Annotated in this window: 20 protein-coding genes and 1 other RNA gene; 10 read left to right on the top strand and 11 right to left on the bottom strand. The window is 65.2% G+C overall.

The features are described from left to right. Positions 1–7: 7 nt before the first annotated feature. The 3 genes from serC to gyrA all read right to left on the bottom strand — a co-directional run bounded on the left by serC (position 8) and on the right by gyrA (position 4550). The gene (gene serC, locus FPJ27_RS24000; RefSeq protein ID WP_204425993.1) at positions 8–1090 is read right to left on the bottom strand and encodes a 3-phosphoserine/phosphohydroxythreonine transaminase; all 1083 of its coding nucleotides are present in this window, start codon (positions 1088–1090) and stop codon (positions 8–10) included. A gap of 173 nt (positions 1091–1263) precedes the next feature. Next, on the bottom strand, positions 1264–1863 hold the full coding sequence (locus FPJ27_RS23995; RefSeq protein WP_021157463.1) for a DUF2059 domain-containing protein: 600 nt from the start codon (positions 1861–1863) through the stop codon (positions 1264–1266). Positions 1864–1946: 83 nt separating this feature from the next. Then, positions 1947–4550, bottom strand: a complete 2604-nt coding sequence (gyrA, locus tag FPJ27_RS23990; protein ID WP_072436062.1) for a DNA gyrase subunit A — start codon at positions 4548–4550, stop codon at positions 1947–1949. A 548-nt stretch (positions 4551–5098) separates the two neighbouring features. On the opposite strand from gyrA, the gene ompA reads away from it, so the two are divergent. The 4 genes from ompA to ssrA all read left to right on the top strand — a co-directional run bounded on the left by ompA (position 5099) and on the right by ssrA (position 7735). After that, entirely contained in the window at positions 5099–5767 is a 669-nt protein-coding gene (gene ompA, locus FPJ27_RS23985) for an outer membrane protein OmpA (RefSeq protein ID WP_204425992.1), read from the top strand. A gap of 152 nt (positions 5768–5919) precedes the next feature. Next, on the top strand, positions 5920–6618 hold the full coding sequence (gene ubiG, locus FPJ27_RS23980) for a bifunctional 2-polyprenyl-6-hydroxyphenol methylase/3-demethylubiquinol 3-O-methyltransferase UbiG (protein ID WP_034183031.1): 699 nt from the start codon (positions 5920–5922) through the stop codon (positions 6616–6618). A 13-nt stretch (positions 6619–6631) separates the two neighbouring features. Then, positions 6632–7348, top strand: coding sequence for a phosphoglycolate phosphatase (gene gph / locus FPJ27_RS23975; RefSeq protein ID WP_072436423.1), 717 nt, complete (start codon positions 6632–6634; stop codon positions 7346–7348). Positions 7349–7365: 17 nt separating this feature from the next. Further along, positions 7366–7735: a transfer-messenger RNA gene (ssrA, locus tag FPJ27_RS23970) on the top strand. A 135-nt stretch (positions 7736–7870) separates the two neighbouring features. On the opposite strand, the gene FPJ27_RS23965 is transcribed toward ssrA, so the two are convergent. The 3 genes from FPJ27_RS23965 to FPJ27_RS23955 form a co-directional block, all read right to left on the bottom strand. Beyond that, positions 7871–8320 (bottom strand): GtrA family protein, encoded by a 450-nt coding sequence (locus tag FPJ27_RS23965; RefSeq protein ID WP_204425991.1) that lies wholly within the window; start codon positions 8318–8320, stop codon positions 7871–7873. Further along, positions 8317–9825, bottom strand: a complete 1509-nt coding sequence (locus tag FPJ27_RS23960) for an NAD(P)/FAD-dependent oxidoreductase (RefSeq protein WP_204425990.1) — start codon at positions 9823–9825, stop codon at positions 8317–8319. Before FPJ27_RS23960 ends, FPJ27_RS23965 begins: the two co-directional genes overlap by 4 nt. A gap of 103 nt (positions 9826–9928) precedes the next feature. Then, positions 9929–11917: a hypothetical protein gene (locus FPJ27_RS23955; protein ID WP_204425989.1), complete on the bottom strand. Its 1989-nt coding sequence runs from the start codon at positions 11915–11917 to the stop codon at positions 9929–9931. A 705-nt stretch (positions 11918–12622) separates the two neighbouring features. Between FPJ27_RS23955 and FPJ27_RS23950 the strand changes: the two genes are divergently transcribed. Next, complete coding sequence (locus FPJ27_RS23950; protein ID WP_204425988.1) at positions 12623–13387, top strand: hypothetical protein; 765 nt, start codon at positions 12623–12625, stop codon at positions 13385–13387. 74 nt (positions 13388–13461) lie between these two features. Here FPJ27_RS23950 and FPJ27_RS23945 read toward each other — a convergent pair whose 3' ends face one another. From FPJ27_RS23945 to FPJ27_RS23930, 4 genes are all read right to left on the bottom strand, one after another. Next, on the bottom strand, positions 13462–13788 hold the full coding sequence (locus tag FPJ27_RS23945; RefSeq protein ID WP_204425987.1) for a hypothetical protein: 327 nt from the start codon (positions 13786–13788) through the stop codon (positions 13462–13464). 204 nt (positions 13789–13992) lie between these two features. Beyond that, entirely contained in the window at positions 13993–14346 is a 354-nt protein-coding gene (locus tag FPJ27_RS23940) for a DUF4148 domain-containing protein (RefSeq protein WP_034183020.1), read from the bottom strand. 375 nt (positions 14347–14721) lie between these two features. Continuing rightward, the gene (locus FPJ27_RS23935; RefSeq protein ID WP_072436064.1) at positions 14722–14991 is read right to left on the bottom strand and encodes a hypothetical protein; all 270 of its coding nucleotides are present in this window, start codon (positions 14989–14991) and stop codon (positions 14722–14724) included. 101 nt (positions 14992–15092) lie between these two features. Continuing rightward, positions 15093–16199, bottom strand: a complete 1107-nt coding sequence (locus tag FPJ27_RS23930) for a substrate-binding domain-containing protein (protein WP_204425986.1) — start codon at positions 16197–16199, stop codon at positions 15093–15095. Positions 16200–16330: 131 nt separating this feature from the next. Here FPJ27_RS23930 and FPJ27_RS23925 point away from each other — a divergent pair, with 131 nt between their 5' ends. From FPJ27_RS23925 to FPJ27_RS23910, 4 genes are read left to right on the top strand one after another with little or no spacing between them, the layout of a single operon-like run. Next, positions 16331–16831 carry an NAD(P)H-dependent oxidoreductase subunit E gene (locus FPJ27_RS23925; RefSeq protein WP_072436066.1) on the top strand — a complete coding sequence of 167 codons (501 nt, stop codon included), beginning with the start codon at positions 16331–16333 and terminating at the stop codon, positions 16829–16831. Continuing rightward, positions 16828–18405, top strand: coding sequence for a formate dehydrogenase beta subunit (locus FPJ27_RS23920; RefSeq protein ID WP_204425985.1), 1578 nt, complete (start codon positions 16828–16830; stop codon positions 18403–18405). Before FPJ27_RS23925 ends, FPJ27_RS23920 begins: the two co-directional genes overlap by 4 nt. A gap of 17 nt (positions 18406–18422) precedes the next feature. Further along, the gene (gene fdhF, locus FPJ27_RS23915) at positions 18423–21374 is read left to right on the top strand and encodes a formate dehydrogenase subunit alpha (RefSeq protein ID WP_204425984.1); all 2952 of its coding nucleotides are present in this window, start codon (positions 18423–18425) and stop codon (positions 21372–21374) included. A gap of 7 nt (positions 21375–21381) precedes the next feature. After that, positions 21382–21633 carry a formate dehydrogenase subunit delta gene (locus FPJ27_RS23910; RefSeq protein ID WP_072436069.1) on the top strand — a complete coding sequence of 84 codons (252 nt, stop codon included), beginning with the start codon at positions 21382–21384 and terminating at the stop codon, positions 21631–21633. 8 nt (positions 21634–21641) lie between these two features. Here the strand turns inward: FPJ27_RS23910 and FPJ27_RS23905 are convergent, their stop codons facing one another. After that, the gene (locus tag FPJ27_RS23905; RefSeq protein ID WP_072436070.1) at positions 21642–23288 is read right to left on the bottom strand and encodes an FAD-dependent monooxygenase; all 1647 of its coding nucleotides are present in this window, start codon (positions 23286–23288) and stop codon (positions 21642–21644) included. A gap of 58 nt (positions 23289–23346) precedes the next feature. Here FPJ27_RS23905 and FPJ27_RS23900 point away from each other — a divergent pair, with 58 nt between their 5' ends. After that, the gene (locus FPJ27_RS23900) at positions 23347–25257 is read left to right on the top strand and encodes a tetratricopeptide repeat protein (RefSeq protein WP_204425983.1); all 1911 of its coding nucleotides are present in this window, start codon (positions 23347–23349) and stop codon (positions 25255–25257) included. Positions 25258–25308: the final 51 nt, after the last annotated feature.

Below are 25308 nucleotides of genomic sequence, written 5' to 3'. Positions count from 1 at the left end.
GTCGCCGTCAGGCGCCGCGCTGCTCGAAGTCCTTCATGTACTCGACGAGCGCCTTCACGCCCTCGAGCGGCACCGCGTTGTAGATCGACGCCCGCATGCCGCCGACGGACTTGTGGCCCTTCAGCTGCAGCAGCCCGCGCGCCTTTGCGCCGGCAAGGAAGTCTTCGTTGCGCGTTTCGTCGGCCAGGAAAAACGGCACGTTCATCCGCGAACGCGCTGCCGGCTCGACCTTGTTCAGATAGAAGCCGCTCGCATCGATCGTGTCGTAGAGCAGCTTCGATTTTTCGATATTGCGGGCCTCGATCGCTTCGAGCCCCCCCTGCCGCTTCAGCCACTGGAACACGAGGCCCGCGATGTAGATCGCATAGGTGGGCGGCGTGTTGTACAGCGAGTTGTTCTCGGCGACGGTCTTCCATTCGAATGCGGATGGGCAGATCGACAGCGCGCGATCGAGCAGATCCTCGCGCACGATCACGACCGTCACGCCGGCCATCCCGATATTCTTCTGCGCGCCGCCGAACAGCACGCCGTATTTCGCGACGTCCATCGGGCGTGACAGGATGTGCGACGAGACATCCGCGACCAGCGGCACGTCGCCGAGATCGGGAATCTCGAACGTCTCGACGCCGTCGATCGTCTCGTTGGTGCACAGATGCACGTAGGCCGGATCGTCCGACAGTTGCCATTCGGCGCGCGCCGGCGCGCGCGTGAAGCCGTCTTCCGTCTTGCCGGTTGCGGCGAGATGCGGCGTGCAGAACTTCTTCGCCTCGCCGAACGATTTCTGCGACCACGAGCCCGTCACGACGAAATCGGCGGTCTTGCGCGACCCGAGCAGGTTCATCGGCACGATCGCGTTTTCCGCGATGCCGCCGCCCTGCAGGAACAGGATCCGGTGGCTTGCCGGCACGCCGAGCAAGTCGCGCAGGTCGGTCAGCGCGGCCTCGTGAATCGACATGAATTCCTTGCCGCGATGGCTCATCTCCATCACGCTCATGCCGCTGCCGTGCCAGTCGAGCATTTCGTCGGCGGCCTGCCGCAGCACTTCCTCGGGCATCGCCGCAGGACCGGCGGAGAAATTAAAGACGCGCATCGTGAAAACCTCGGGAGGGACGCGACCGGCGGCTTGCCGCCGCATGTCAGTTGCAAATGAGCCGCGCCAGAAAAGGAATGGCCGCTTGCGCTCGCGCGCAAACGGCCATTATCGCACTGTCGGAAGGCTCCCGCCAAACCCGGCCGAACGGCCGGGGGGCGTGCCCGGACGGCTTACTTGCCCGGCTTGACTGCTGCGACTTCCTTGTCAGCCTGCGTGCGCGTTGCCTGGATCGCTTGCGGCATGTACTTCTGCATCAGGCCGTTGACCACGTCGCGACCGACCTGATCCTGAACCTGGATGAACTTGCGGCCCGTCGGGCTCTTGTAGAACGTCGTCAGATCCTTGATCTCCGACGTGCTGTAGTACTTCGCATATGCGTCGTACTGAGCCGACATTGCGTCGTTCTGGAACTGCTGCGTGCCGAACACCTTGCCCGCGCCGTCGACCAGCTTCGGCACCGCGTTCTTCTGCAGCGTCGGAACGGCAGCCTGCTTCTGCTTGTCGTTCAACGTCTTGTTTTCCGACAGCGCGTCCGACAGGATCGCCGGCACGAGCTGCTTGGCCTGCATTTCGGCGCTGTTGCCGATTGCCGACACGAGCTTCGGCGCGTCGATCGCGTCGAGCAGATCCTTGATCGCGGCCTTCTTGTCGGCGTCGATCGGCGCAGCTGCCGCGGCGGGCGCCGGTGCGGAATTCGACAGCGCTTGCGCCATCGCGAACGTCGGCACCAGTGCAGCCAGCAGGACCAGTTGCTTGAATTGCTTTTGCATCATCACTCCCTTTTGGAAATATGAATGGTTGCTCGCCGGCCGCGGCGCTTCACGCCCGCGGCGGCCAGAGTCTCATCCGTTCTTCAGGCTTCGCCGTCCGACGCCTCGTCGGCCTCGCCATCGCCCTCCTCGGCCTCCGCAATCTGCTGCAGGCCAGAGAGCTTGGTACCCTCATCGAGACTGATGAGTGTAACACCTTGCGTGGCGCGCCCCATCTCGCGAATCTCGGAAACACGGGTGCGAATCAACACGCCGGCCGTCGTGATCAGCATGATCTGATCCTCGGCGTCGACGAGCGTCGCGGCCACGACCTTGCCGTTGCGCTCGGACGTCTGGATCGCGATCATACCCTTCGTACCGCGGCCGTGACGCGTGTATTCGGTGATCGGCGTGCGCTTGCCGTAGCCGTTCTCGGTCGCGGTGAGCACGGTCTGCTCCTCGCTGCCCGCAACCAGCATCGCGATGACCTGCTGCCCGTCCTCGAGCTGCATGCCGCGCACGCCGCGCGCCTCGCGCCCCATCGGACGCACGTCGTTCTCGTCGAAGCGCACGGCCTTGCCGGCGTCGGAGAACAGCATCACGTCGTGCGCGCCGTCGGTGATCGACGCACCGATCAGGAAATCGCCGTCGTCGAGGCCGACCGCGATGATGCCCTTCTTCATCGGACGGCTGAACGCTTCGAGCGGCGTCTTCTTCACGGTGCCGAGCGACGTCGCCATGAAGATGAACTTGTCGGCCGAGAATTCCTTCACCGGCAGCACGACGTTGATCTTCTCGCCATCCTGCAGCGGGAACATGTTGACGATCGGGCGGCCGCGCGAGTTGCGCGAGCCCTGCGGCACTTCATAGACCTTGACCCAGTACACGCGGCCGCGGTTCGAGAAGCACAGGATGTAATCGTGCGTGTTCGCGATGAACAGCGTCTCGATCCAGTCGTCTTCCTTCATCTGCGTCGCCTGCTTGCCGCGACCGCCGCGCTTCTGCGCGCGGTACTCGGACAGCGGCTGCGACTTCACGTAGCCCGCGTGCGACATCGTGACGACCATGTCCTGCGGCGTGATCAGGTCTTCCGTGTTCAGCTCCGTCGCGTTCAGCTCGATCTTCGAGCGGCGCGCGTCGCCGAATTCGGCCTTCACCGACGTGAGTTCCTCGCCGATCATCGTCGTGATCCGCTCGGGGCGTGCAAGGATGTCCAGCAGGTCGGCGATCTGCGCCATCACTTCGCGGTACTCGCCGATGATCTTGTCCTGCTCGAGGCCGGTCAGGCGCTGCAGGCGCATCTGCAGGATTTCCTGGGCCTGCGTGTCGGACAGACGGTACAGCCCGTCGCCCTGCATGCCGAATGCCGGGTTCAGGCCTTCCGGGCGGTACGCGGAGCGGCCGCCGGCCGCCGCGTTCTCGCTTTCGGCGCGCGTCAGCATCTCGCGCACGAGCGACGAATCCCACGGCTTCGCCATCAGTTCCTGCTTCGCGATCGGCGGCGTCGGCGCGGCCTTGATGATCGCGATGAACTCGTCGATGTTCGCGAGCGCGACCGCGAGACCTTCGAGCACGTGGCCGCGTTCGCGGGCCTTGCGCAGTTCGTAGATCGTCCGGCGCGTCAGCACTTCACGTCGATGCGACAGGAAGCACTGCAGGATTTCCTTCAGGTTCAGCAGCTTCGGCTGGCCGTCGACGAGCGCGACCATGTTCATGCCGAACGTGTCCTGGAGCTGCGTCGCCTTGTACAGGTTGTTCAGCACCACTTCGGGCACTTCACCGCGCTTGAGCTCGATCACGACACGCATGCCGCTCTTGTCGGACTCGTCGCGGATGTCGGAGATGCCTTCGAGCTTCTTCTCGTTGACGAGCTCGGCGATCCGCTCGAGCAGCGAGCGCTTGTTCACCTGGTACGGCAGCTCGTCGACGATGATCGCCATCCGCTGGCCGCGGTCGATCTCCTCGAAGTGCGTGGCCGCGCGCATCACGACGCGGCCGCGCCCGGTGCGATAGCCGTCGCGCACGCCGGCGACGCCGTAGATGATGCCGGCGGTCGGGAAGTCCGGCGCCGGGATGATCTCGATCAGCTCGTCGATCGTCGCTGCCGGGTTGTTCAGCAGGTGCTGGCACGCGTCGACGACTTCGTTCAGGTTGTGCGGCGGGATGTTGGTCGCCATGCCGACCGCGATGCCCGACGAGCCATTGATCAGCAGGTTCGGGATGCGCGACGGCAGGACCGACGGCTGCATTTCGTTGCCGTCGTAGTTCGGCTCGAAATCGACCGTTTCCTTGTCGATGTCGGCGAGCAGCTCGTGACCGATCTTCGCCATGCGAATTTCGGTGTAACGCATCGCCGCGGCATTGTCGCCGTCGATCGAGCCGAAGTTGCCCTGCCCGTCGATCAGCATGTAGCGCAGCGAGAAGTCCTGCGCCATCCGCACGATCGTGTCGTAGACCGCGGTGTCGCCGTGAGGGTGGTACTTACCGATCACGTCACCGACGATACGCGCCGACTTCTTGTACGCGCGGTTCCAGTCGTTGTTCAGTTCGTGCATCGCGAACAACACGCGCCGGTGCACGGGCTTCAGGCCATCGCGGACATCCGGGAGGGCACGTCCGACGATCACGCTCATCGCGTAATCGAGATACGAACGGCGCATTTCCTCCTCTAGGGAGGTGGGCAGGGTCTCTTTGGCGAATTGATCCATGTATCCGTATCGTTTCGGAGCGAAGACGGCGAACGCCTTTCGCGTGGGCGCTGCATGCGCAACGCAACGCGAGATTCTAACATGCGCCCATCAGCCGCAAATTCGCCTCCCCCGCTATATATAAATAGCGAAAATCGCGGCGGCGGCGAACCGACCAGAATCGCACGCGACTCGACGTCACCGTTGATCGCGCCCGGTTTACCGGCGATCGCGCCCGGTTTGTTTCACGCGCACGAGTAAACAGATGCACGCATCCGCGCAATTTCGCCGGCACCCCCTTGACAATCTCTAAAAGTTGCGGCAGGCCGGTGTTGCGCATGCACCACAAAGTTGAGGGGATCTTAGGGTGGGGAGGATTTTTTTTCGTAGGAAGGGAACGATATGGCAAAATGCCAACGCACTGAAAGTTAGACGCTGCTCGAAGTCTACACAGAGCGGTGCCGCGTTTTTTGTGCCGCACCAATGTTATACTTCGAGCAATGTATGACTTGTCACCGTCAACAGGCTCGCAGTAAACCTGCGGTAATCTCAATTTCGAGAGGAGAAATATGAATAAACTTTCAAAGCTCGCGTTCATTGCAGCTACCGCAGTTATGGCTGCATCCGCTTCGGCACAGTCGGTGCCGGCGTCGCGTCAAGCCGTCAATGACAACTGGGTGAACGGCACGGGCGAATGGGTGTGGATGAACGGCACGAACGAGCTCTGCTGGCGTGACGCGTTCTGGACGCCGGCCACCGCCAACGCAAAGTGCGACGGCGCACTGGTCGCCACGGCACCGCAGCCGCCGGTCGCTCCGGTCGCTCCGGCCATCACGAGCCAGAAGATCACGTATCAAGCTGACGCCCTGTTCGACTTCGACAAGGCAACGCTCAAGCCGCTGGGCAAGCAGAAGCTGGACGAACTGGCTTCGAAGATCCAGGGCATGAACACGGAAGTGGTCGTCGCAACGGGCTACACGGACCGCATCGGTTCGGACAAGTACAACGACCGTCTGTCGCTGCGCCGTGCGCAGGCCGTGAAGTCGTACCTGGTCAGCAAGGGTGTGCCGGCCAACAAGATCTACACGGAAGGCAAGGGCAAGCGCAACCCGGTTACGACTGGCTGCAACCAGAAGAACCGCAAGCAGCTGATCGCCTGCCTCGCACCGGACCGCCGCGTGGAAGTCGAAGTGGTTGGTACGCAAGAAGTCCAGAAGACGACCGTTCCGGCGCAGTAAGCCGCGGTTTTCGACTGCTTCAAAGCCCCGCTCCGGCGGGGCTTTTTCATTGATGCCCGTCCGGGCGCTCGCTGGCCTCGTCGTCCGCCCGCTTATATACTCGGGGCTGACGAACCGCAGCACCGCCCTCCTTCCGTAGCCCGTTTGCCGCCATGACCAACGCCGATCCGCACGAACTCCAGAAATTCAGCGACCTCGCCCATCGGTGGTGGGATCCGAATGCCGAATTCAAGCCGCTGCACGACCTGAACCCGGTCCGGCTCGGCTGGATCGACGCGCATGCGCACCTGGCCGGCAAACGCGCACTCGACATCGGCTGCGGCGGCGGCATCCTGTCCGAATCGATGGCCGGGCTCGGCGCCCAGGTGAAAGGCATCGACCTGTCGACCGAAGCGCTTGGCGTCGCCGACCTGCACAGCCTCGAAAGCGGCATCGCGGTCGACTACGAGGCGATCGCCGCCGAAGCGATCGCCGCGCGCGAGCCAGGCTCCTACGACGTCGTCACGTGCATGGAGATGCTCGAGCACGTGCCGTCGCCCGGCGATATCGTCGCCGCGTGCGCGACGCTCGTGAAACCGGGCGGCTGGGTGTTTTTCTCGACGCTGAACCGGAATCTGAAGTCCTACCTGTTCGCGGTGATCGGCGCTGAGTACATCGCGCAAATGCTGCCGAAGGGCACGCACGACTACGCGCGCTTCATCCGCCCGTCGGAACTGGCGGGCTTCGTGCGTGCGACGGATCTGCACATCGTGGAGATCAAGGGCATCACGTATCACCCGATCGGCAAGCGCTTCGCGCTGTCGAACGACACCGACATCAACTACCTCGTTGCGTGCCGCCGCGGCGCGTGACCCTCCGACCGGCATGACGACTCCCCTTTCGACCGCGCGGGCCGCACTCGACGAACCGCGCCTGCTGCACTGCGCTGCCGTGCTGTTCGACCTGGACGGCACGCTTGCCGACACGGCGCCCGATCTCGCCGCCGCCGTCAACAAGATGCAGCGCGCGCGCGGCCTGCCCGAAACGCCGCTCGACGCGCTGCGGCCGCTGGCTTCGGCCGGCGCGCGCGGCCTGCTCGGCGGCGCGTTCGGCATCGACCCGCACACGCCCGGCTACGAAGCGATGCGCGATGAGTTCCTGGCCAACTACGCAACGGATATCTGCGTGCATACGACGCTGTTCTCCGGCATCGGCGACGTGCTCGACGAACTCGATGCGCGCGGCGTGCGCTGGGGCATCGTCACGAACAAGGCGATGCGGCTCACGGCGCCGCTCGTCGACCTGCTCGGTCTTGCACCGCGCGCGGCCTGCGTCGTCGGGGGCGACACAACGCCGCACTCGAAGCCGCACCCTGCTCCGCTGCTGCACGCGGCCGACCAGTTGACGCTCGCGCCGGCGCGCATCGTCTACGTCGGCGACGATCTGCGCGACATTCAGGCCGGCAGCGCTGCCGGCATGGCGACGGTCGCGGCCGCGTACGGTTACTGCGGCGACGGCGCCGCGCCGGCCGACTGGCAGGCCCAGCATCTCGTCGACACGACGCAGGAACTGCGCGAACTGCTGCGCGATGTTGGGCTATAATGATCGATCTGATCCGCGGGGGCGACCTGGTTTCGACAGGGGTTGTGAAGCGGCTAGGGCATGTCGAGGACCCGTCACCTCGTTAATCAATGGGAAAATCGTAACTGCAAACGACGATACGTTCGCACTGGCAGCCTAACGGCCGCCGTCCTCTGCCTAGTTCACTGACGGGCTAGTGTCGCAAGACCGGTAGCAATACCGCCAGAGGTCATTTACGTCAGTTAAGCCCTGTCGGCGTCGCGACGCCAGGGTCGAAAACCTAGCGAATCGCCGTAGTGCAGCGTGTTCGTCCGCGTCGCTGCGGTTAAATCAAATGACTGAACTAAACATGTAGAACTAGTCGTGGAGCGCTTCTGGACGCGGGTTCGATTCCCGCCGCCTCCACCAAATACCCGCCAAACGTCTCCAACGTTTGACAAGAAAACCCCGCTGGGCTTGGCTCTGCGGGTTTTTTTGTTGCACGCTACCGCAAAGAACCCCCAGCTACAGCCATATATCGGCGGGGGTTCTTTCGGGGGTTCCTTACGGAACCCCCACAACCCGCCCCGCCCGCGCGTCCTCATGACTCCGCCCCTTGGTTGCGGTCGCGGCGGAGTGCAGCACGGGCCAATGGAACACCAGAGTTCGCCGGACCCAATACAGCATCAGGAAGCTCACCGCCACCGCGCTCGCTTTCGCAACCATCTTGCCGAATACGGGCGCCGCCAGATATACGATGCCGCCGGTGAGCGCCGAACCGAGGCCGCAGCTAGCCGCGAATAGCAGCGCCTCACCTACCTGCCGACGACCGGTCGTATCCGAACGGAACACGAAGCGGCGGGAAAGCGCGTAGTTCACGACGCCGCCGATCAGATACGCAACCCAGGCGGACACGCCGACATTGAACTGGAATGCCGAGCTCAAGGTGAGGAAGAACAACCAATCGACGCAGAGCGACAGCACGCTCACGATGAAATAGCCGGAGAACATCATGTCTGCCCCCACTGAGTGGTGCGGGTCGGAACCGTGCGCAAGCCCGACGCGCCGGCTTGCGGTTCGCTGCCGCTTTCGTGATATTCCGCGTCCTCATTGACGGCCCAGACGTCGCGCCGCTTGTACCCGGCCGTGATGTTCTCGACGGTCAGCATCGCGGTCATCATCGCGTGATCCTGATTGTTGTACTTGTGCATCCCGTTTCGACCGACGAGGTGCAGGTTGGGATAGTGCTCGTCCAGATCCGCGCGGACCTGTTCAACGATGTCGCGATAGTTGTCGTCGTACACGGGGTACGCCTTCGGCTGACGAACGACGCGCGATCCGCGAATCTGCTCGCGCGTCGCAAGACCAATTTTCTCGAGTTCGCCGATCGCGAGCGCAGTAATGTCGGCATCGCTGCTTTCCCACATCGAATCGCCGTCGAAGCAAAAGTATTCGAGCCCGAGGCAGCCGCCCGTCGCCGCGTCGGGCACCATCTCGGGCGACCACGACGCGAAGTTCTGGATGCGCCCGACCTTGACAGACGGGTCGTGAATGTAGATCCAGTTGTCCGTAAAGGTGGCGGGCCGGTCGAGTATCAGCGCGACCGTGATGAAATCCCGATACTGAAGCTTCGACGCCGCGGGTGCGGATCGCGGTCGGGGCGAGATCGCATTGAGCGTTTCGCGCATCGGCGCGGTGCATACGACGTGACATGCGCTGATGCAGTTTGTTTCGCCGTCCGCTCCGGCAGTTTCAATAAGCCAGCGCTGTGTACCGCTGTCGTAGTTCATCGCGCAGGCCGATTGCCCCATCATCAGCCGTCCGCCCTGATCCCGGAATTTGCGGGCGGCGGCTTCCCACAACATGCCGGGGCCGCGGCGCGGGTAATGGAAGGATTCGATCAGGGTCTTGACGTTGGTCTTGCCCGATCGGATGCCGAGCGAGCGCTTCACCGCGCCGGCGATGGCGGTCGACAGGCTCAGGCCCTTGATGCGCTGCGCGGCCCAGTCGGCAGAAATCTCGTCGCACGACATGCCCCAAACCTTTTCCGTGTACGTCTTGAAGAAGATCGAGAACAGGCGTTCGCCGAACTGGTTCGCGACCCATTGATGAAAGGACTTCGGGTCGGGGCAAGGCTTGACGCGGGCCGCGAGGTACGAAAGCACGCAGCGAGTGCTTTCGACGATGCCGAGATTCCGCAAGGCCTCGATGCCGTCGAGCGGATAGCGGTAGAACTTGTTCCGGTAAAAGATGCGCGAGCTGCGCGGACGCTCGATGAAGTCGTCGGGAAGTAGCTCATGCCACAGGGCAACGACGTCCTCGGACTTGGAGAAGAAGCGGTGTCCGCCGATATCGAAGCAGTGGCCATCGAACCGTTCGGTGCGACTGATGCCGCCGACGTAGTGGGGGTCCTTCTCGACGAGCGCGACCGACAGGTCCGTCTGCTTGGTCAGCAGGTAGCCGGCGGTGAGGCCACCCGGCCCAGCGCCGATGATGAGTACGTCAACCGATTGATTCATGTTGTCACCCCGGGTCTCAAGTCGCTGGTCTAATGGCTGTCGTGTCGGCCGCTCCAGCTAGACGGCGAACTGCCATGTCGAATCGACGATTCGGACTGCCCGCTCAAACGCTGTGCGCTCGCGCGTCACGAGGCGGGGAAGCTCCGCCTCTAGCGGCAGCTGGCGGTCGTGCCGGCGCCGTGCCCGTCATGTTGGCTTGTTGCGCGCGCACGGGCGATGCGGCCTGCTCCGCGGCCGTCGTCCTGATCCGGCCGCAGTCGTATAGCCATACGGTGTCCTTGGGTTTAGGCGACCAGGTGTAGCGGGTCGCCAACTCCGGGTAGTACTGGTGCGATACGATGAAATCCAGCACCGGGTCGGCGCAGGTGTGCCGGATGCCGGCCCGGGTCAGCGGAACGTACGCATACTTGGACACGAACACGGTCGATTTACTGTCCGTGTCGTTGTCGCCGTGTGGTCGAGCGGCGGACGGGTCTTGCTTGATCCGTTCGAACCGGCGTACCGCCTCGAACGTGGTCTGACGATGGAAGATGAGGCCCGCCGCCTGGGTCGACGAGTAATAGCTCGACGTCTTCATCATCAGCCACGGATAAACGACTTCGTCTGGCGGGCCGTCCCAATAGACGATGTCACCACGCGCGACCGTGCCTTCGAATGGCGTGAAATCCGCGCGGTCGGTGCCGGCTTCCATGATCTTGGCCGGTTCCGAGCGCTGATCGATGTTGACGACACCGTATGCGGTCAATGCGGCCAGCACGACCGGCAGACCGATGATCGTGATTCGGTGACGCAACAGATTGAGCGCGACGAGGAGCGTGGCGAGCATGATCGCGAGTCGCGTATGGATCAGCGTTTCCATCAAGCCGATGTCGTACGCTACGCTGCCAGTTGGATAAATTTGGTGTGCGAATTGATATGCAAGCTGGTATATGACCCAGATAGCGACCGCGGCGAGCGTCGCCACAATCAGCGAATAACGCAGGCGCGGAGTGATTTCTCCGAACATGGGCGCCGGGGCGCCGGACGTCTGGATGCGGGCCGCGGCGTGTAGCGAGATGGCGATCAGCAGCGCGAAGATCCCGCCGCCGATATCGAGCAGCAGCCAGGAGATCGCGAGCCCCCATATCAGCGTTGGCCGCGTACGGAATTCGTATCGCACCAGCAGAAATGCCGCGGGCCACTGCATCAGCGTCAACAACCATAGTGTGCGCCACGTTTGCAGCTGGATCCATGCGGCATCACGGCCGACCAGATCAGCCACCGTGCTCAGTGCGATCCCGGCGATGCCGACGAGCGTGAGGTGGGACCACAGCGTCCGGTTTTTCTGCGGCCCCGTCCCGCACAGCACTGCCGGCAACGCAATCGCCCAGCATGCCTTGCTCCATGCGTTGAGGTTCCAGAGCGTTGGGAACAGAAAGGGGACGTTGAATCGCGCGACCGCCCGCCATTCCGGATCGAACGGGTGTAGATGGAGCGCGTTGAACGGCGACAGCTCAATGACGGAAAACGCGACCAGCGCGAACGACAACAGAGACCACCATTTCACGCGTGGCATCCAGCCGAATATGACGATGGCGAGCGATACGCCGCCGGTCAGCGGATGTATCGCCGTCGCGACGATGGTGAGTGCGACGGCGATGCGATGACGGCGGTCGAGTGTCGACGCGATTGCCCATAGGCCGAGTGCTTCCGCGGGCAGCCGAGCGGTCAGGAAGGCCTCGTCGTAGGAGAAGATCGACGAAGAGCCGTATTCGGATGGCATGCATGCCACCAAGAAGAGACAGACCCAGTGCCACGGCGCAGGCAGTAGTTTCTTCGACAGGTGCCACATGCCGCCCCACCAGAGCGCCTGGGCGACGATCAGGCCAGCGAGATTGCTCGCGCGAAGCCCGAATGCGGAGATGAGTTTCGCGAATATCTTGCCGTAAATGGTCCAGTTGTCCTGGGAGCCGAATTCAAAGAAGAGGTCGTGCGAAAAATGCGCGGGATGAGCGTTGTACAGCGCCTGCGCGGTGTACAGGATCGCGTCGTGCCTGATGCCTGTGTAAGGATGAGCGAGCAGGAACAGTACGGCTAGCGAAAGCAGCACCATGCTTCCCGATGGACAATGTAAAGTAGTCCGAGTCATGGTTCGATGGCGATCGTTGGCAAGGCGTCGAAATCGGCGATCTATTCACGGCAGAATGCGTCACGGGGTTGCGCTTTCGTGACCGACGGTGGCACAAGGCCACGGCCTGCAACATGAGATCGTCGAGGCGAGAGGTTGGCCGGTAGTCAGGCCGCGCAAACCGGCTCGCGGCCCATATTCGGCGATGCACGCACGCTCATGCCGGGAGGGTGTGATGCAGTTCGGATAGTCGATCCCGGCTGGCGCGCTCGTCGCACCCGGTCCGTCGCTGGTGCGTGCTGGGACGGCCGGAACGTGCCGGCGGTCTGCAAGTGCGTTTTGTTGCCGTCACCTACCCCCGGCAACGACACGATCGAGATGTCGAAAGTTGTTGTCTTCATTTTTACCCCGATGCGTCTCGCTTGGATGGCCGGGCTTCGCCGGTGCATCAGACGCAATCTGTTGTTCGCATATTGGTCGTGTGTCGAACGTGCCTCGACTCGACTCTCGCGCAAGAGAGGCACGTAACGTGCCACCGCCGTCAATGCTTGCGATTCGGATCGGAGTTCAAGAGAAACTGCGCGTCGCGGACCGTTTCATCGCGCGAGTTGTTTCATTCTTGATACAGACAAAGTCCACCAATCAGCTCGAACGCCGTCGCGGCGTGCCGCGACTCGGTCGACCGAAGCCGTGGACGGTTTCTACGTTGAAGCAACAATGGCACGGAGCGAAACAGGAGAGCGCGGTATCTCCACCAGGAACGGGCACGGCCCGAGACGGATCTCGCCGCAGACAGGACTCACGGTGCGGCTCAGCCGATTCGATTGCGCGCATGCGGATGAACGGTGGTTCGACGACCCCAGACGCGCGCGTGATGCAAATCCGAAACATCGCGCCGACCGAATCCGGATTCGCCGCAAGAAGCCACGTCGAACATCCTTACTTGAACCTGCAACCATCTTTCATTTCGCCTTCGATCATCGAGACAAAAGGCGAATGAAAACACGCCAAACCGGTATTCCTGACGACGATCTCGCATGGCTCATCAGTTGCTCGCGCCAGAAAGATATGGCGGCCCCGCATACTTCATACCGGTTCGACTTTTGGGACGCTTGTGCAATTCACATACGAACATTCGCCCTTAAGCAGGTGTTCCGGCGATTGGTTGCAAGATTGAATCACCCCCTATGTCCAATTGCCGCAGCAGTTTTGCGCGCCAAGTCACGAACCGCCGGTCTGCCGTTCCAAACGGCCAATGCTCAGTTCGAGATCGCACATTTCGAACATTTTCACAATCTGCGACAGCGCGAACACGAAGCGCGCTCCGTCCTGACTGTCGATCCGGTTCAACCGCATGTCGCGATAGACGCACGCCGTCTCCCGGCGTACGGAGGCGAGGTTGTGCAGGTTGATCGCACGAGGGGCCGGGGGAGCGCGGATATCACCGCCGCCTGACTTTCAAACGACGAATAAGGCGCCCCCACCGGTGACTTTCCTAGCAGCAGCGCTGCCCAACGCACCAATGATATTCAGGTAAGTCGTTTCGGACCGCTCACCACAAGTTGGTCCGATTTTGCTTCCAGAGACGCTTGGAGCGCCTGGTACGCTTCAGCACTAATACCTGCATGGGCGTCGCGTTCAAGCTCATCGAACAGAAATGCAGGACGCTCGGACGGCGCAATTTCCTTAGCCCATTTTTTCATTCGAGGGGTTCTTTTAACCGCGCGCGGCATCAGATCATTGCCCGACAAAGCAGAGCCACCCGAATAGGATTGTCGCCGCCCCAAATTCCGCGCTCGCCGCACGAACCTCGCATGACGCAAGTCTGCAGGGTTTTTGTTGCAGGCGAAACGCACACGCCCCTCTCCTTCCGAAAAAGCGCCCAGCCACGGACGGGCCGGGCGGAATGCCGCCGGTGCTCCGGCGGCAGGAGGTGACGGATGTTCTGCCGCGCCCGCGCAATCATCGGTCGTGCCGGGCGGCGGCCAGCCCGGTTGCCGCTGCTTCGGGCACGACGTGTCGTCGCACCCTGCGCTCAAGCACACCGGGCAATACACGACTTAGCTGCCGCGATACAGCGACTTCATTTCTTCAGCGCTGGCCGGGCGCACGCCCATGGCATGCGAACCCGATGCCGATGCGCCCTGTGCCTGCGCACCGTACCCGCTGGCGTCGGCGCCTTGCGCTTGCGCCAGTGCGCTGCGCTGCTGCTCGGCAACACGCGCCGTGGCGGCCTGGACCGCTTCCGGATAGTGCGGATCTTCGCCGCGGGCGGAGTTGTAACCGGCTTGCTGGAGCTGGACCAGCTCGGCACGGACCTGCGCGCGGGTGATCGTCGAACCCGACTGGGCAAACGACACGACCGGGGCAACGAGAGCGGCAGCAACGACAACAGCTTGAACGAGTGACTTCATGATGACCTACCTCCAGATTTGTCTGTTTTCGCGGTGAACACCTTGTTCAGCGCCGACAAACCGAAGTTTATGTAGGTGGATGCTTAAGAATAAGGCAGGTTTCGGGAAGACATTCTTCCTGATTTACGGGTTAACCCTAGATCATCCGCCGGGCCGGCGATTCGCGAACGCTGCTTCATCCGGCATCGGGTCGCATGACGACTCGCCTGAAAGCACAAGCCCCGCGAAGCGACAACGCTTCGCGGGGCTCGAATGGTGTTGCACGGGATTCGTGCAGTCGCGCCGGTCATACGGTCAAGCCGATATGCGCGTGCACATCATCCGCCTGCCGAATCGACACCGCACGACGACGGCGCAAACACGCCTGTCCGCGCGTTACTGGCTATCCATCGGGCACTTCAGGTTGCAGCCGTTCGGGTCACCCAGGTCGCCCTTGCGACGCAAGGCCGACTTCTTGCTGCCCTGGTATTTCTGCGACGGCGCCGACGCCGCGAACGGCATCTGCGGATGCTCGTTCAGGCGAAACTGTTCGCTCAGGATGCCGCCGGGCACGCCCGGGGAATTCTGCGCAAGCGCAAACGGCGAAGCCGCGACCAGAAGCCCCGCGGTCAACGCTGCCGCGGCGAGGGAAACGGAAAATTTCATGGCGGGATGACGCCTGAACGGCGTGCTTGTTGGAACGTTGATCAAGCGTCAAGCGTAGCGCAAATCTCCCGCTGCTGCAGCGCGGTTCGACCGCGTCCCCGTTACCGGGAATGGCCGTCCGGCGCGCTCGTGCCGTCGCTGCCGGCCAGCCCCGTCGCGATGCTCGTCAGCGTCCCGCATGCGGCCGGATCGTAGCCGTCGAGATGTGCGACGCGCTCGACGAAGCGCGCGTCGCGCAGCAGCGCCAGCACGCCGGCGAGCGGCCGCGCGTCGAGCCGCGCGCGTTCGCACGCGAAGTAATAGTCCTCGTCGACGACCGGGATGAAATCGAGCCCGAAATGACGGGCGGCCGGCTCGACACCGAAGCCGAGATCGGCCATCCCGCTCGCGACGAACGCCGCAATCGCCGAATGCGTGAGCTCGGCCGACGCATAGCCGTCGATGCGCTCGGGATCGATGCCGATCGCACGCAGCGCGAGATCCAGCAGCATGCGCGTACCCGACCCCGGCTGCCGATTGACGAAGCGGATGTCATTGCGCGCGAGGTCCGCGAGCCCGCGGACCTGCTTCGGGTTGCCGCGAGACACGAACAGCCCCTGCTGGCGGCGCGTCAGGTGAATCAGCACATGGCGCGTGTCGTCGAGCCACGGCCGATAGATCTGCGCGCACCGAGCGCGAAACGCGCCGCGCGGCAGATGGAAACCGGCCAGGTCGCATTCGCCGCGTGCGAGCGCCTGCACGGCCTCGACGCTCTCGCGATACTTGATGTCGACGGCCGCCTGCGTATCGACGAGCGCGGACACGAGCGTCGCGACCGCGTAACCGTGCGACGCATGGATACGCACGGCACCGTCGCGTTGCGCGAGCCGCCGGTTCAGGTCGCTGGCCACCTCGGCCGCGAGCGCACGCAGGTTTCCGTCGAGGCGGCTGCGCGCAAGGCGCTGCGCGTCGACGACCGCCCGCCCAAGTTCCGACAGCGTCGACCCCTTGCCCCGCGCGGTTTCGATCAACTCCCCGCCGATGCACGCTTCCAGCGCGCGCAGCATGCCCCACGCGTGCCGGTACGACAGCCCTTTTGCCTGGGCAGCCTGCGCAATGCTGCCCGTATCGGCCACGAGTTCCAGCAAGGGCGCGACGTCCGACAGGCTGGCCGTGCGACCTTCCGTGTCGCGTACGGTCAGATACGCGTCGCATTCGATTCGAATCAATTATGTACTCCGATTTCCTATTGCGACTGCGAAATCTTCCGCTTATCGTTGATGAAAATCAATCTGAACGAAGTCGCGATGCTCACTATATGAATAGCGAGAGCATATGAGACTTTGGAGGAGCACAACCGATGTCCCCGAATTCCCATGCGCCCGACGCGCTCGTCGAGCGCCATGCGCGCACCGGCCGGTCGCTGGTCGCGATCCTTCACGCGATCCAGGACGACGCGGGCCACGTGCCGCCGGGCTGTGTCGCGCCGCTCGCCAGGGCGCTGAATCTGTCGCGCGCGGAAGTGCACGGCGTACTGACCTACTATCACCACTTCCGTACCGCGCCGCCCGCGCGCGTGACGATCCAGATGTGCCGCGCCGAAGCGTGCCGCAGCATGGGCTGCGAAACGCTCGCCGCGCATGCTGAAACCCGCACGGGCTGCCGGTTCGACGCAGCGCACGGCGATGCCGCGGATGCGCACGCGCCGGACGCCGTCGCGCTCGAATCGGTCTACTGTCTCGGACTGTGCGCGCAGTCGCCGTCGCTGACGGTCAACGGCGTGCTGCATGCGAAGGTCACGCCGGAGAAATTCGACGCGCTGCTGGCCGATGCTCTCGCCCACACGCCGGAGGCCGCATGACGACCCGCATCTACGTCCCGCGCGATTCGTCCGCGCTGGCCCTCGGCGCCGACGCACTCGCCGCCGCGATCGTCGCGGAAGCCGAACGGCGCGGCCTCGCGATCGAACTGGTCCGCAACGGCTCGCGCGGGCTGCTGTGGCTCGAGCCGCTCGTCGAGGTCGGTACGGCCGCCGGACGCATCGGCTACGCGAACCTGTCGGCCGCCGACGTGCCGGCCCTGTTCAATGCAAACTGGCTCGAAGGCGGTGCGCATCCGAGCGGCGTCGGCGTCGTCGACGCGCACCCCTATCTCGCGCGCCAGCAGCGCCTCACGTTCGCGCGCATCGGCCTGACCGATCCGCTGTCGATCGACGACTACCTGCAGCATGAAGGCCTCGCCGGCCTGAAGAACGCACTCGCGCTCGAAGGCGATGCCGCGTGCGAAACGCTGATCGAATCGGGGCTGCGCGGCCGCGGCGGCGCGGCGTTCCCGGCGGGCATCAAGTGGCGCACGGTCCGGCACGCGAGCGCCACGCAGAAGTACATCGTCTGCAATGCGGACGAAGGCGATTCGGGCACGTTCTCCGACCGCCTGATGATGGAATGCGATCCGTACTGCCTGATCGAAGGGATGATCATCGCGGGCATCGCAACGGGCGCGACGGTCGGCTACATCTACGTGCGCAGCGAATACCCGCACGCGATCGCGACGCTCGAAGCCGCGATCGTCCGCGCGCGCGAGGCCGGCTGGCTCGGCGAACGCGTGCTCGGCTCCGCGCATGCATTCGAGCTGCACGTCGCGAAAGGCGCGGGCTCGTACGTGTGCGGCGAGGAAACGGCGCTGCTCGAATCGCTCGAGGGCAAGCGCGGCGTCGTGCGCGCGAAACCGCCGCTGCCGGCGCTCGCCGGCCTGTTCGGTCAGCCGACCGTGATCAACAACGTGATCACGCTCGCGACGGCACCCGTGATCTTCGCGCGCGGCGCCGCGTTCTATCGCGATTTCGGCATGGGCCGCTCGCGCGGCACGCTGCCGTTCCAGCTGGCCGGCAACATCCGTCACGGCGGCCTCGTCGAACTCGCGTTCGGCGTCACGCTGCGCGAGCTGCTGTTCGACTTCGGCGGCGGCACGGCAAGCGGTCGGCCGGCACGCGCCGCGCAGGTCGGCGGCCCGCTCGGCACCTACCTGCCCGACCATCAGTGGGATGTGCCGCTCGATTACGAGGCGTACACGGCGATCGGCGCGGTGGTCGGCCACGGCGGCATCGTGCTGCACGACGACACGTCGAACCTCGCCGAGCTTGCCGAATATGCGATGAAGTTCTGTGCGATCGAATCGTGCGGCAAGTGCACGCCGTGCCGGATCGGTTCGACGCGCGGCGTCGAGACGATCGCGCGCATCCGCCACGGCGACACGTCGGAGCGGCAGGTCACACTGCTGCGCGATCTGTGCGACACGATGCTGGCCGGTTCGCTGTGCGCGATGGGCGGGATGACGCCCTACCCGGTGCTGTCCGCGCTCGACCATTTCCCCGAAGATTTCGGGCTCGCTGGCGGCAAGGATGCCGCGTCGAGCCCGGTCAAGGCTGCGGCCTGACCCAGAAGGAGCCCTGCATGTCCCTCGACACGAACAACGTCCGCCAAGGCGGCTGCGGCTCGGGCCAATGCGCGTGCAAGAGCGCCGCACAGGCGCGCGCCCGCGACCCGTTCGACGATACCGACTACGGCACGCCGCAACGCCATGCCGATACCGACGTCACGCTCGAAATCGACGGCCAGCCGGTGACGGTACCGGCCGGCACGTCGGTGATGCGCGCGGCGATCGAAGCCGGCGTCAACGTCCCGAAGCTGTGCGCGACCGATTCGCTCGAGCCGTTCGGCTCGTGCCGGCTGTGCCTCGTCGAGATCGAAGGCCGGCGCGGTTATCCGGCGTCGTGCACGACGCCGGCCGAAGCGGGCATGAAGGTGCGCACGCAGTCGGACCGGCTGCAATCGCTGCGCCGCAACGTGATGGAGCTGTACATCTCCGACCATCCGCTCGACTGCCTCACCTGCCCCGCCAACGGCGACTGCGAGCTGCAGGACATGGCGGGTGTCGTCGGGCTGCGCGAAGTGCGCTACGGCTTCGATGGCGCGAATCACCTCAACGACCGCAAGGACGAATCGAACCCGTACTTCACGTACGACCCGTCGAAGTGCATCGTCTGCAACCGCTGCGTGCGCGCGTGCGAGGAAACCCAGGGCACGTTCGCGCTGACGATCGCCGCGCGCGGCTTCGAATCGCGCGTCGCCGCCGGCGAAAGCGAATCGTTCATGGCGTCGGAATGCGTGTCGTGCGGCGCCTGCGTCGCCGCATGCCCGACGGCCACGCTGCAGGAGAAATCCGTCGTGCAGCTCGGGCAAGCCGAACACTCGGTCGTCACGACCTGCGCGTACTGCGGCGTCGGCTGCTCGTTCAAGGCCGAGATGAAGGGCACGCAGGTCGTGCGCATGACGCCGAACAAGAACGGCCTCGCGAACGAGGGGCACGCGTGCGTGAAGGGACGCTTCGCGTGGGGCTACGCGACGCACAAGGACCGCATCACGAAGCCGATGATCCGCGAGAAGATCACCGACCCGTGGCGCGAAGTGAGCTGGGACGAAGCGCTCACCTATGCGGCGACGCAATTCCGCAAGCTGCAGCAGAAATACGGCCGCGATTCGATCGGCGGCATCACGTCGTCGCGCTGCACGAACGAGGAAACCTACCTCGTGCAGAAGCTCGTGCGTGCCGCGTTCGGCAACAACAACGTCGACACCTGCGCGCGCGTGTGCCACTCGCCGACCGGCTATGGCCTCAAGACGACGCTCGGCGAATCGGCCGGCACGCAGACGTTCGCATCGGTCGACCAGGCCGACGTGATCGTCGTGATGGGTGCGAACCCGACCGACGGGCACCCGGTGTTCGGCTCGCGGCTGAAGCGGCGCGTTCGCGAAGGCGCGAAGCTGATCGTGATCGACCCGCGCTGCATCGATGTCGTCGACGGCCCGCACGTGAAGGCCACGCATCACCTGCAACTGCGCCCCGGCACCAACGTCGCGATCGTCAACGCGCTCGCGCACGTGATCGTCACCGAAGGGCTTGTTGCCGACGCATTCGTCGCCGAGCGCTGCGAGACGCGCGCGTTCGAGCAATGGCGCGACTTCGTGTCGCGCGCCGACAATTCGCCCGAGGCAACCGCCGACGTGACCGGCGTGCCGGCCGAACTGGTACGCGCCGCCGCGCGCCTCTACGCAACGGGCGGCAATGCCGCGATCTATTACGGGCTGGGCGTGACCGAACACGCGCAGGGCTCGACGACGGTGATGGGCATCGCGAACCTCGCGATGGCGACCGGCAACATCGGCCGCGAAGGCGTCGGCGTCAATCCGCTGCGCGGCCAGAACAACGTGCAGGGTTCGTGCGACATGGGCTCGTTCCCGCACGAACTGCCCGGCTACCGGCACATCAGTGACGAGATCGTGCGCGCGCAGTTCGAACAGGCGTGGTCGGCCAAGCTGCAGCCGGAACCGGGGCTGCGCATCCCGAACATGTTCGACGCGGCGCTCGACGGCAGTTTCAAGGGGCTCTACTGCCAGGGCGAGGACATCGTCCAGTCGGACCCGAACACGCAGCACGTGTCGGCCGCGCTGTCGGCGATGGAGTGCATCGTCGTACAGGACATCTTCCTGAACGAGACCGCGAAATATGCGCACGTGCTGCTGCCGGGCTCGACGTTCCTCGAGAAGGACGGCACGTTCACGAACGCGGAGCGCCGCATCTCGCGCGTGCGCAAGGTGATGCCGCCGCTCGCGGGCTACGCGGACTGGGAAGTGACGCTGCTGCTGTCGCAGGCGCTCGGTTACGACATGCACTACACGCATCCGTCGGAAATCATGGACGAGATCGCGCGGCTCACGCCGACCTTCTCGGGCGTGTCGTACGAGAAGCTCGACGCGCTCGGCAGCATCCAGTGGCCGTGCAACGAGCACGCGCCGGAAGGCACGCCGACGATGCACATAGACGAGTTCGTGCGCGGCAAGGGCCGGTTCGTGATCACCAAGTTCATTCCGACGCCGGAAAAGGTCACGCAGCGCTATCCGCTGATCCTGACGACGGGCCGCATCCTGTCGCAATACAACGTCGGCGCGCAGACGCGCCGGACCGAAAACGTCCGGTGGCATGAAGAGGATCGCCTCGAGATCCACCCTCACGACGCGCAGGATCGCGGCATCCGGACCGGCGACTGGGTCGGCATCGAATCGCGTGCCGGGCAGACGGTGCTGCGCGCGCTCGTGACTGAACGCATGCAGCCGGGCGTCGTGTACACGACGTTCCACTTCCCCGAATCGGGCGCGAACGTGATCACGACGGAAAGCTCCGACTGGGCGACGAACTGCCCTGAATACAAGGTGACGGCCGTGCAGGTGCTGCCGGTTGCGCAGCCGTCCGAATGGCAGCGTGCATACGCGCGCTTCAACGCGGAGCAGATCGACCTGCTCGAGCGCCGCGCGAGCACGCCCGACACCGTGACGACAGGCAAGTGAGGCTTCGATGGACAACGACCACCTGATCGACATGGCCAACCAGATCGGCGCATTCTTCGAATCGATGCCCGATCGCGACGAAGCGCTGACCGGTATCGCCGACCATATCCGGCGCTTCTGGGAGCCGCGGATGCGCCGCGCGTTGCTCGCCGCGCTCGACGATCCGTCGGGCGAAGGCGCGCAACGCGCGGCGCCGATCGTGCGCGATGCGATCGCCGTGCACCGCGCGTCGCTCGTTCCCGCTCCCGCGACCGCCTGAACGCACCGCTACCCGGACACCGGCATGCCCGCGAACCAGTTTTCGCAGTGGCGCAGCAGCCCGTTCGCGTCGGTCGCCGTGCGCCCGCGCGCGGCGACATACCCGTCGGGCCGCAGCAGGTAGAACGACGGCCGCGAACGGCCATACTCCTGTGCCAGCCCGGCGGCACCGTCGCCTTCGATATCGGTGACCCGCCACACGCGCACAGCGCCCGGCATGATCCGTTCGAGCCCCTGCACGAGCGCCTGCGCATCGGCCGCCATCGGCGGCGCAGCGCCGGTGTCTGCATTCACCGGCTCTTCGAGCAGCAGCAGCGTGAAGCTCGCCGGATCGTGCAGATCGTATAGCCGCGCCGTTCCGGGCGCCTGACCGAGCGGGCCGTCGAGCACGTGCACGAGTGCGTCGGGCGCCCGCTCGCCCGCACGCGGACCGCCGTCGAGCACACGCTCCAGCGTGAGCGGACTCTTCCGGTACTGCACGCCGAGCTCGCTGACCGTACGCCGCACCGCATCGCGCATCGGCCCGAACGACACCAGCAGCGGCACGACATGATCGCGCAGCAGCTTCATCGCGCCGCGATCCGCCTCGACGATCTGCGTAATGAAGCCGGTCTGCCGCAACACGTCGCGCTCGATCGGATGGCGCTCGGCGTGATACGTGTCGAGCAGCCGTTCGGGCGTGCCCGCACCGAGCACGCGCGCAAGCTTCCAGCCGAGATTGAACGCTTCCTGGATGCCGGTGTTCATGCCCTGCGCGCCGGCCGGGCTGTGGACGTGCGCGGCGTCGCCCGCGAAGAATACGCGGCCGTGACGCAGCCGGTCGACCATCCGGCTGTGCAGGTGGAAATAGGACGACCACGCGAGATCGCTCGGCGAGATCGACGCGCCAACGCGTGCGCGCACGATCGCCTCGCATTCCGCGAGCGACGGGGTCGGCGCATCGGGCGACGCATCGCTGCCGGGCGGCCGGTCGGCAACGAGCCGGTAACGGCCGCCGCCCATCGGAAACAGGCCCGCCATGCCTTCGGGCGTCGTGAACAGGTGGATCTCCTCGTCCGGCCAGTCGGGTATCGCCGCGAAATCGGCGAGCAGGAAAGTCTGTTCGAACGCCTGCCCTGTGAAGCCGAGACCGAGCAGATGCCTGACCGTGCTGTGCGCACCGTCGGCAGCGATCAGGTACGACGGCGCGAACGATTCGTCGCGGCCGTCGGCGCAGCGGATCGTCACGTCGAGCGACGTGCCGCCTGCGTCGCACGCGGTCAGCGTCGCGCCGCGCTCGACCGTCACGCCGAACCCGGCCAGATGCTCGGCGAGCAGCCGCTCGGTAATGCTCTGGTCGAGAAACAGCAGATACGGGTAGCGCGTTTGCAGCGGATCGAAATCGAGCCGCGCGATCACACGGCCATCGGCATGCAGCGCGGCCGCATGCGCGCGATGGCCGAGCGCGAGAAACGGCTCGACCGCGCGATGCTGCTCCAGCAGTTCGAGCGTGCGTGCCTGGATGCCGATCGCGCGCGAATACGGCGCGGGCGCGGCGAGGCGGTCGATGATGCGCACCGGCACGCGGGCCCGCGCGAGGCTCATCGCCGCGGCAAGGCCGGTCGGCCCCGCGCCGACGATCAGCACGGGCGGGATATCGGGCAGTGTGTCAGCCATGAGAACCTCGATGACACGCGACCCTGCAAGTCTACGCCGCTCCGCGTGACGGGGCCATATGCCGACCGGTCGACACGCGGCACCCATGCGCGGTGTGGGAAAATACGCGCTTTCCGCCAGTTTTCGCGTCATGGATTCCGCATTCGACCGAGCGTATGCAGCACACCGCGCGGGCCGCCTCGCCGAGGCTGAGCACGGCTATCGCGCCGCGCTCGCCGCCAACCCCGCCGACGCAGACGCGCTGCATCTGTTCGGCGTGCTGCGGCACCAGCAGGGCCAGCACGCCGAGGCGGCCGATCTCGTCGGCCGCGCCGTCGCGCTGCGTCCGGACGATGCCGCGCTGCAGCTCAATCTCGGCAACGCGCTGAAAGCGCTCGGCCGGCTCGACGAAGCGATCGACCGCTTTCGCAACGCGCTGACGCTCGCGCCCGAATTTCCGCTCGCGCACTACAACCTCGGCAACGCGTATGCGGCACTGCAGCGCCACGAGGATGCGATCGACGCGTTCGGCCGCGCGCTCCGGCTCACGCCCGACGACGCATCGATCCACAACAATCTCGGCAACGCGCTGAACGCGCTCGGCCGCCACGACGACGCGCTCGCCGCGTTCCGGCGCGCGCTCGAGCTGCGGCCCGGGCATGCGGGCGCGCACAACAACCTCGCGATGGCGCTGAACGCGATGGGCCGCGCCGACGACGCGATCGCGCACTTTCAGGCCGCGATCGCCGCGCAGCCGCGCTTCGTCGCCGCGCATTTCAATCTCGGCAACACGTTCGATGCGGTCGGCCGGCATGCCGAGGCGGCCGCCGCGTTCGAAGCCGCGCTCGCGCTGCATCCGCCGTTTCCGCTCGCGCTGTTCGGGCTCGCGAACGCACTGTGCGCGCAGGCACGCCACCGCGACGCACTGCCCTACTACGAGCGCGCCGTCGGTCTCGATCCGTCGTTCAGCCTGGCGTGGCTGAACCTCGGCAACGCGCATCACGCGCTCCGCGCGCACGAGATGGCGCTGCGCGCATTCGACCAGGCGTTGCGCGTAGAACCCGATCTCACGCTCGCACGGCTGCACCGCGCAGTCACGCTGCTGACGCTCGGCGACTTCACGCGCGGCCTGCCCGAGTACGAAGCACGCCACGAGACGCCGGGCGCGATACCGCTCGGCACGCTGCCGCGCTGGCAGGGCGAGCCGATTGCGTCGCGCACGCTGCTGATCCGCGCGGAACAGGGGTTCGGCGACACGCTGCAGTTCGTCCGCTTCGTGCCGCTTGCCCGCGCACGCTGCGCGTGCGTCGTGCTCGAAGTCCAGCCGGAACTCGTGCCGCTGCTGGCGCCTGCCGCATCGCGCTGGCGCGTGACGCTCGTCGCGCAAGGCGCCGCGAAACCGCCGGCGGCGGACGTCGCCTGCACGCTGATGAGCCTGCCGTTCCTGCTCGGGCTTCAGCCGGCGGACATCGTCGGAGGCTCGCGCTACCTCGACGCGCCCGAAAGCGCTCGCCGGCGGTTTCGCGGCTCGCTCGGCGGGCAGTCGAAGCGCAAGTTCGGCCTCGCTTGGTCGGGGCGCCGCCAGGCACAGGAAAACCGTTCGATGCCGTTCGACGCGCTCGCGCCGCTGCTCGCGCTGCCCGACATCGACTGGATCGTGCTGCAGCCCGCGCTCGACGACGACGAACGTGCGCGCGTCGACGCGCATCCGCGCGTGCATCGCCTCGACGGCCGGCTGAACGACTTCGCCGATACGGCCGCGCTGATCGAACGGCTCGACGGCGTCGTCACGATCGATACGGCTGTCGCGCACCTCGCGGGCGCGCTCGGCAAGCCGCTGTGGGTCATGCTGCCGTTCGCACCCGACTGGCGCTGGTTCACCGGCGACGACTGCCCGTGGTATCCGCAGGCCAGGATCGCCCGCCAGCCCGCACCGGGCGCATGGCTCGACGTGGCGGCCATGGTCGCCGACAAGCTGCGCGACGCCTGAACGAAGACGAAAAAAGGAGCGTGCTGCGCTCCCTTTTTTTCGATGCAATGC

It is taken from the genome of Burkholderia sp. MS455, from assembly GCF_016899445.1.
In the GTDB taxonomy this organism is placed as follows: Bacteria; Pseudomonadota; Gammaproteobacteria; order Burkholderiales; family Burkholderiaceae; genus Burkholderia; species Burkholderia pyrrocinia_C.
Note: the sequence above shows the minus strand (reverse complement) of the source record. Positions and strands in the feature narration are given on the sequence as shown.

Bases quoted from the DNA above. Each gene is read 5' to 3' on its own strand.
- serC (WP_204425993.1), bottom strand. From the start codon at position 1,090: ATGCGCGTCTTTAATTTCTCCGCCGGTCCTGCGGCGATGCCCGAGGAA.
- FPJ27_RS23995 (WP_021157463.1), bottom strand. From the start codon at position 1,863: ATGCAAAAGCAATTCAAGCAACTGGTCCTGCTGGCTGCACTGGTGCCG.
- gyrA (WP_072436062.1), bottom strand. From the start codon at position 4,550: ATGGATCAATTCGCCAAAGAGACCCTGCCCACCTCCCTAGAGGAGGAA.
- ompA (WP_204425992.1), top strand. From the start codon at position 5,099: ATGAATAAACTTTCAAAGCTCGCGTTCATTGCAGCTACCGCAGTTATG.
- ubiG (WP_034183031.1), top strand. From the start codon at position 5,920: ATGACCAACGCCGATCCGCACGAACTCCAGAAATTCAGCGACCTCGCC.
- gph (WP_072436423.1), top strand. From the start codon at position 6,632: ATGACGACTCCCCTTTCGACCGCGCGGGCCGCACTCGACGAACCGCGC.
- FPJ27_RS23965 (WP_204425991.1), bottom strand. From the start codon at position 8,320: ATGATGTTCTCCGGCTATTTCATCGTGAGCGTGCTGTCGCTCTGCGTC.
- FPJ27_RS23960 (WP_204425990.1), bottom strand. From the start codon at position 9,825: ATGAATCAATCGGTTGACGTACTCATCATCGGCGCTGGGCCGGGTGGC.
- FPJ27_RS23955 (WP_204425989.1), bottom strand. From the start codon at position 11,917: ATGGTGCTGCTTTCGCTAGCCGTACTGTTCCTGCTCGCTCATCCTTAC.
- FPJ27_RS23940 (WP_034183020.1), bottom strand. From the start codon at position 14,346: ATGAAGTCACTCGTTCAAGCTGTTGTCGTTGCTGCCGCTCTCGTTGCC.
- FPJ27_RS23935 (WP_072436064.1), bottom strand. From the start codon at position 14,991: ATGAAATTTTCCGTTTCCCTCGCCGCGGCAGCGTTGACCGCGGGGCTT.
- FPJ27_RS23925 (WP_072436066.1), top strand. From the start codon at position 16,331: ATGTCCCCGAATTCCCATGCGCCCGACGCGCTCGTCGAGCGCCATGCG.
- FPJ27_RS23920 (WP_204425985.1), top strand. From the start codon at position 16,828: ATGACGACCCGCATCTACGTCCCGCGCGATTCGTCCGCGCTGGCCCTC.
- fdhF (WP_204425984.1), top strand. From the start codon at position 18,423: ATGTCCCTCGACACGAACAACGTCCGCCAAGGCGGCTGCGGCTCGGGC.
- FPJ27_RS23910 (WP_072436069.1), top strand. From the start codon at position 21,382: ATGGACAACGACCACCTGATCGACATGGCCAACCAGATCGGCGCATTC.
- FPJ27_RS23905 (WP_072436070.1), bottom strand. From the start codon at position 23,288: ATGGCTGACACACTGCCCGATATCCCGCCCGTGCTGATCGTCGGCGCG.
- FPJ27_RS23900 (WP_204425983.1), top strand. From the start codon at position 23,347: ATGCCGACCGGTCGACACGCGGCACCCATGCGCGGTGTGGGAAAATAC.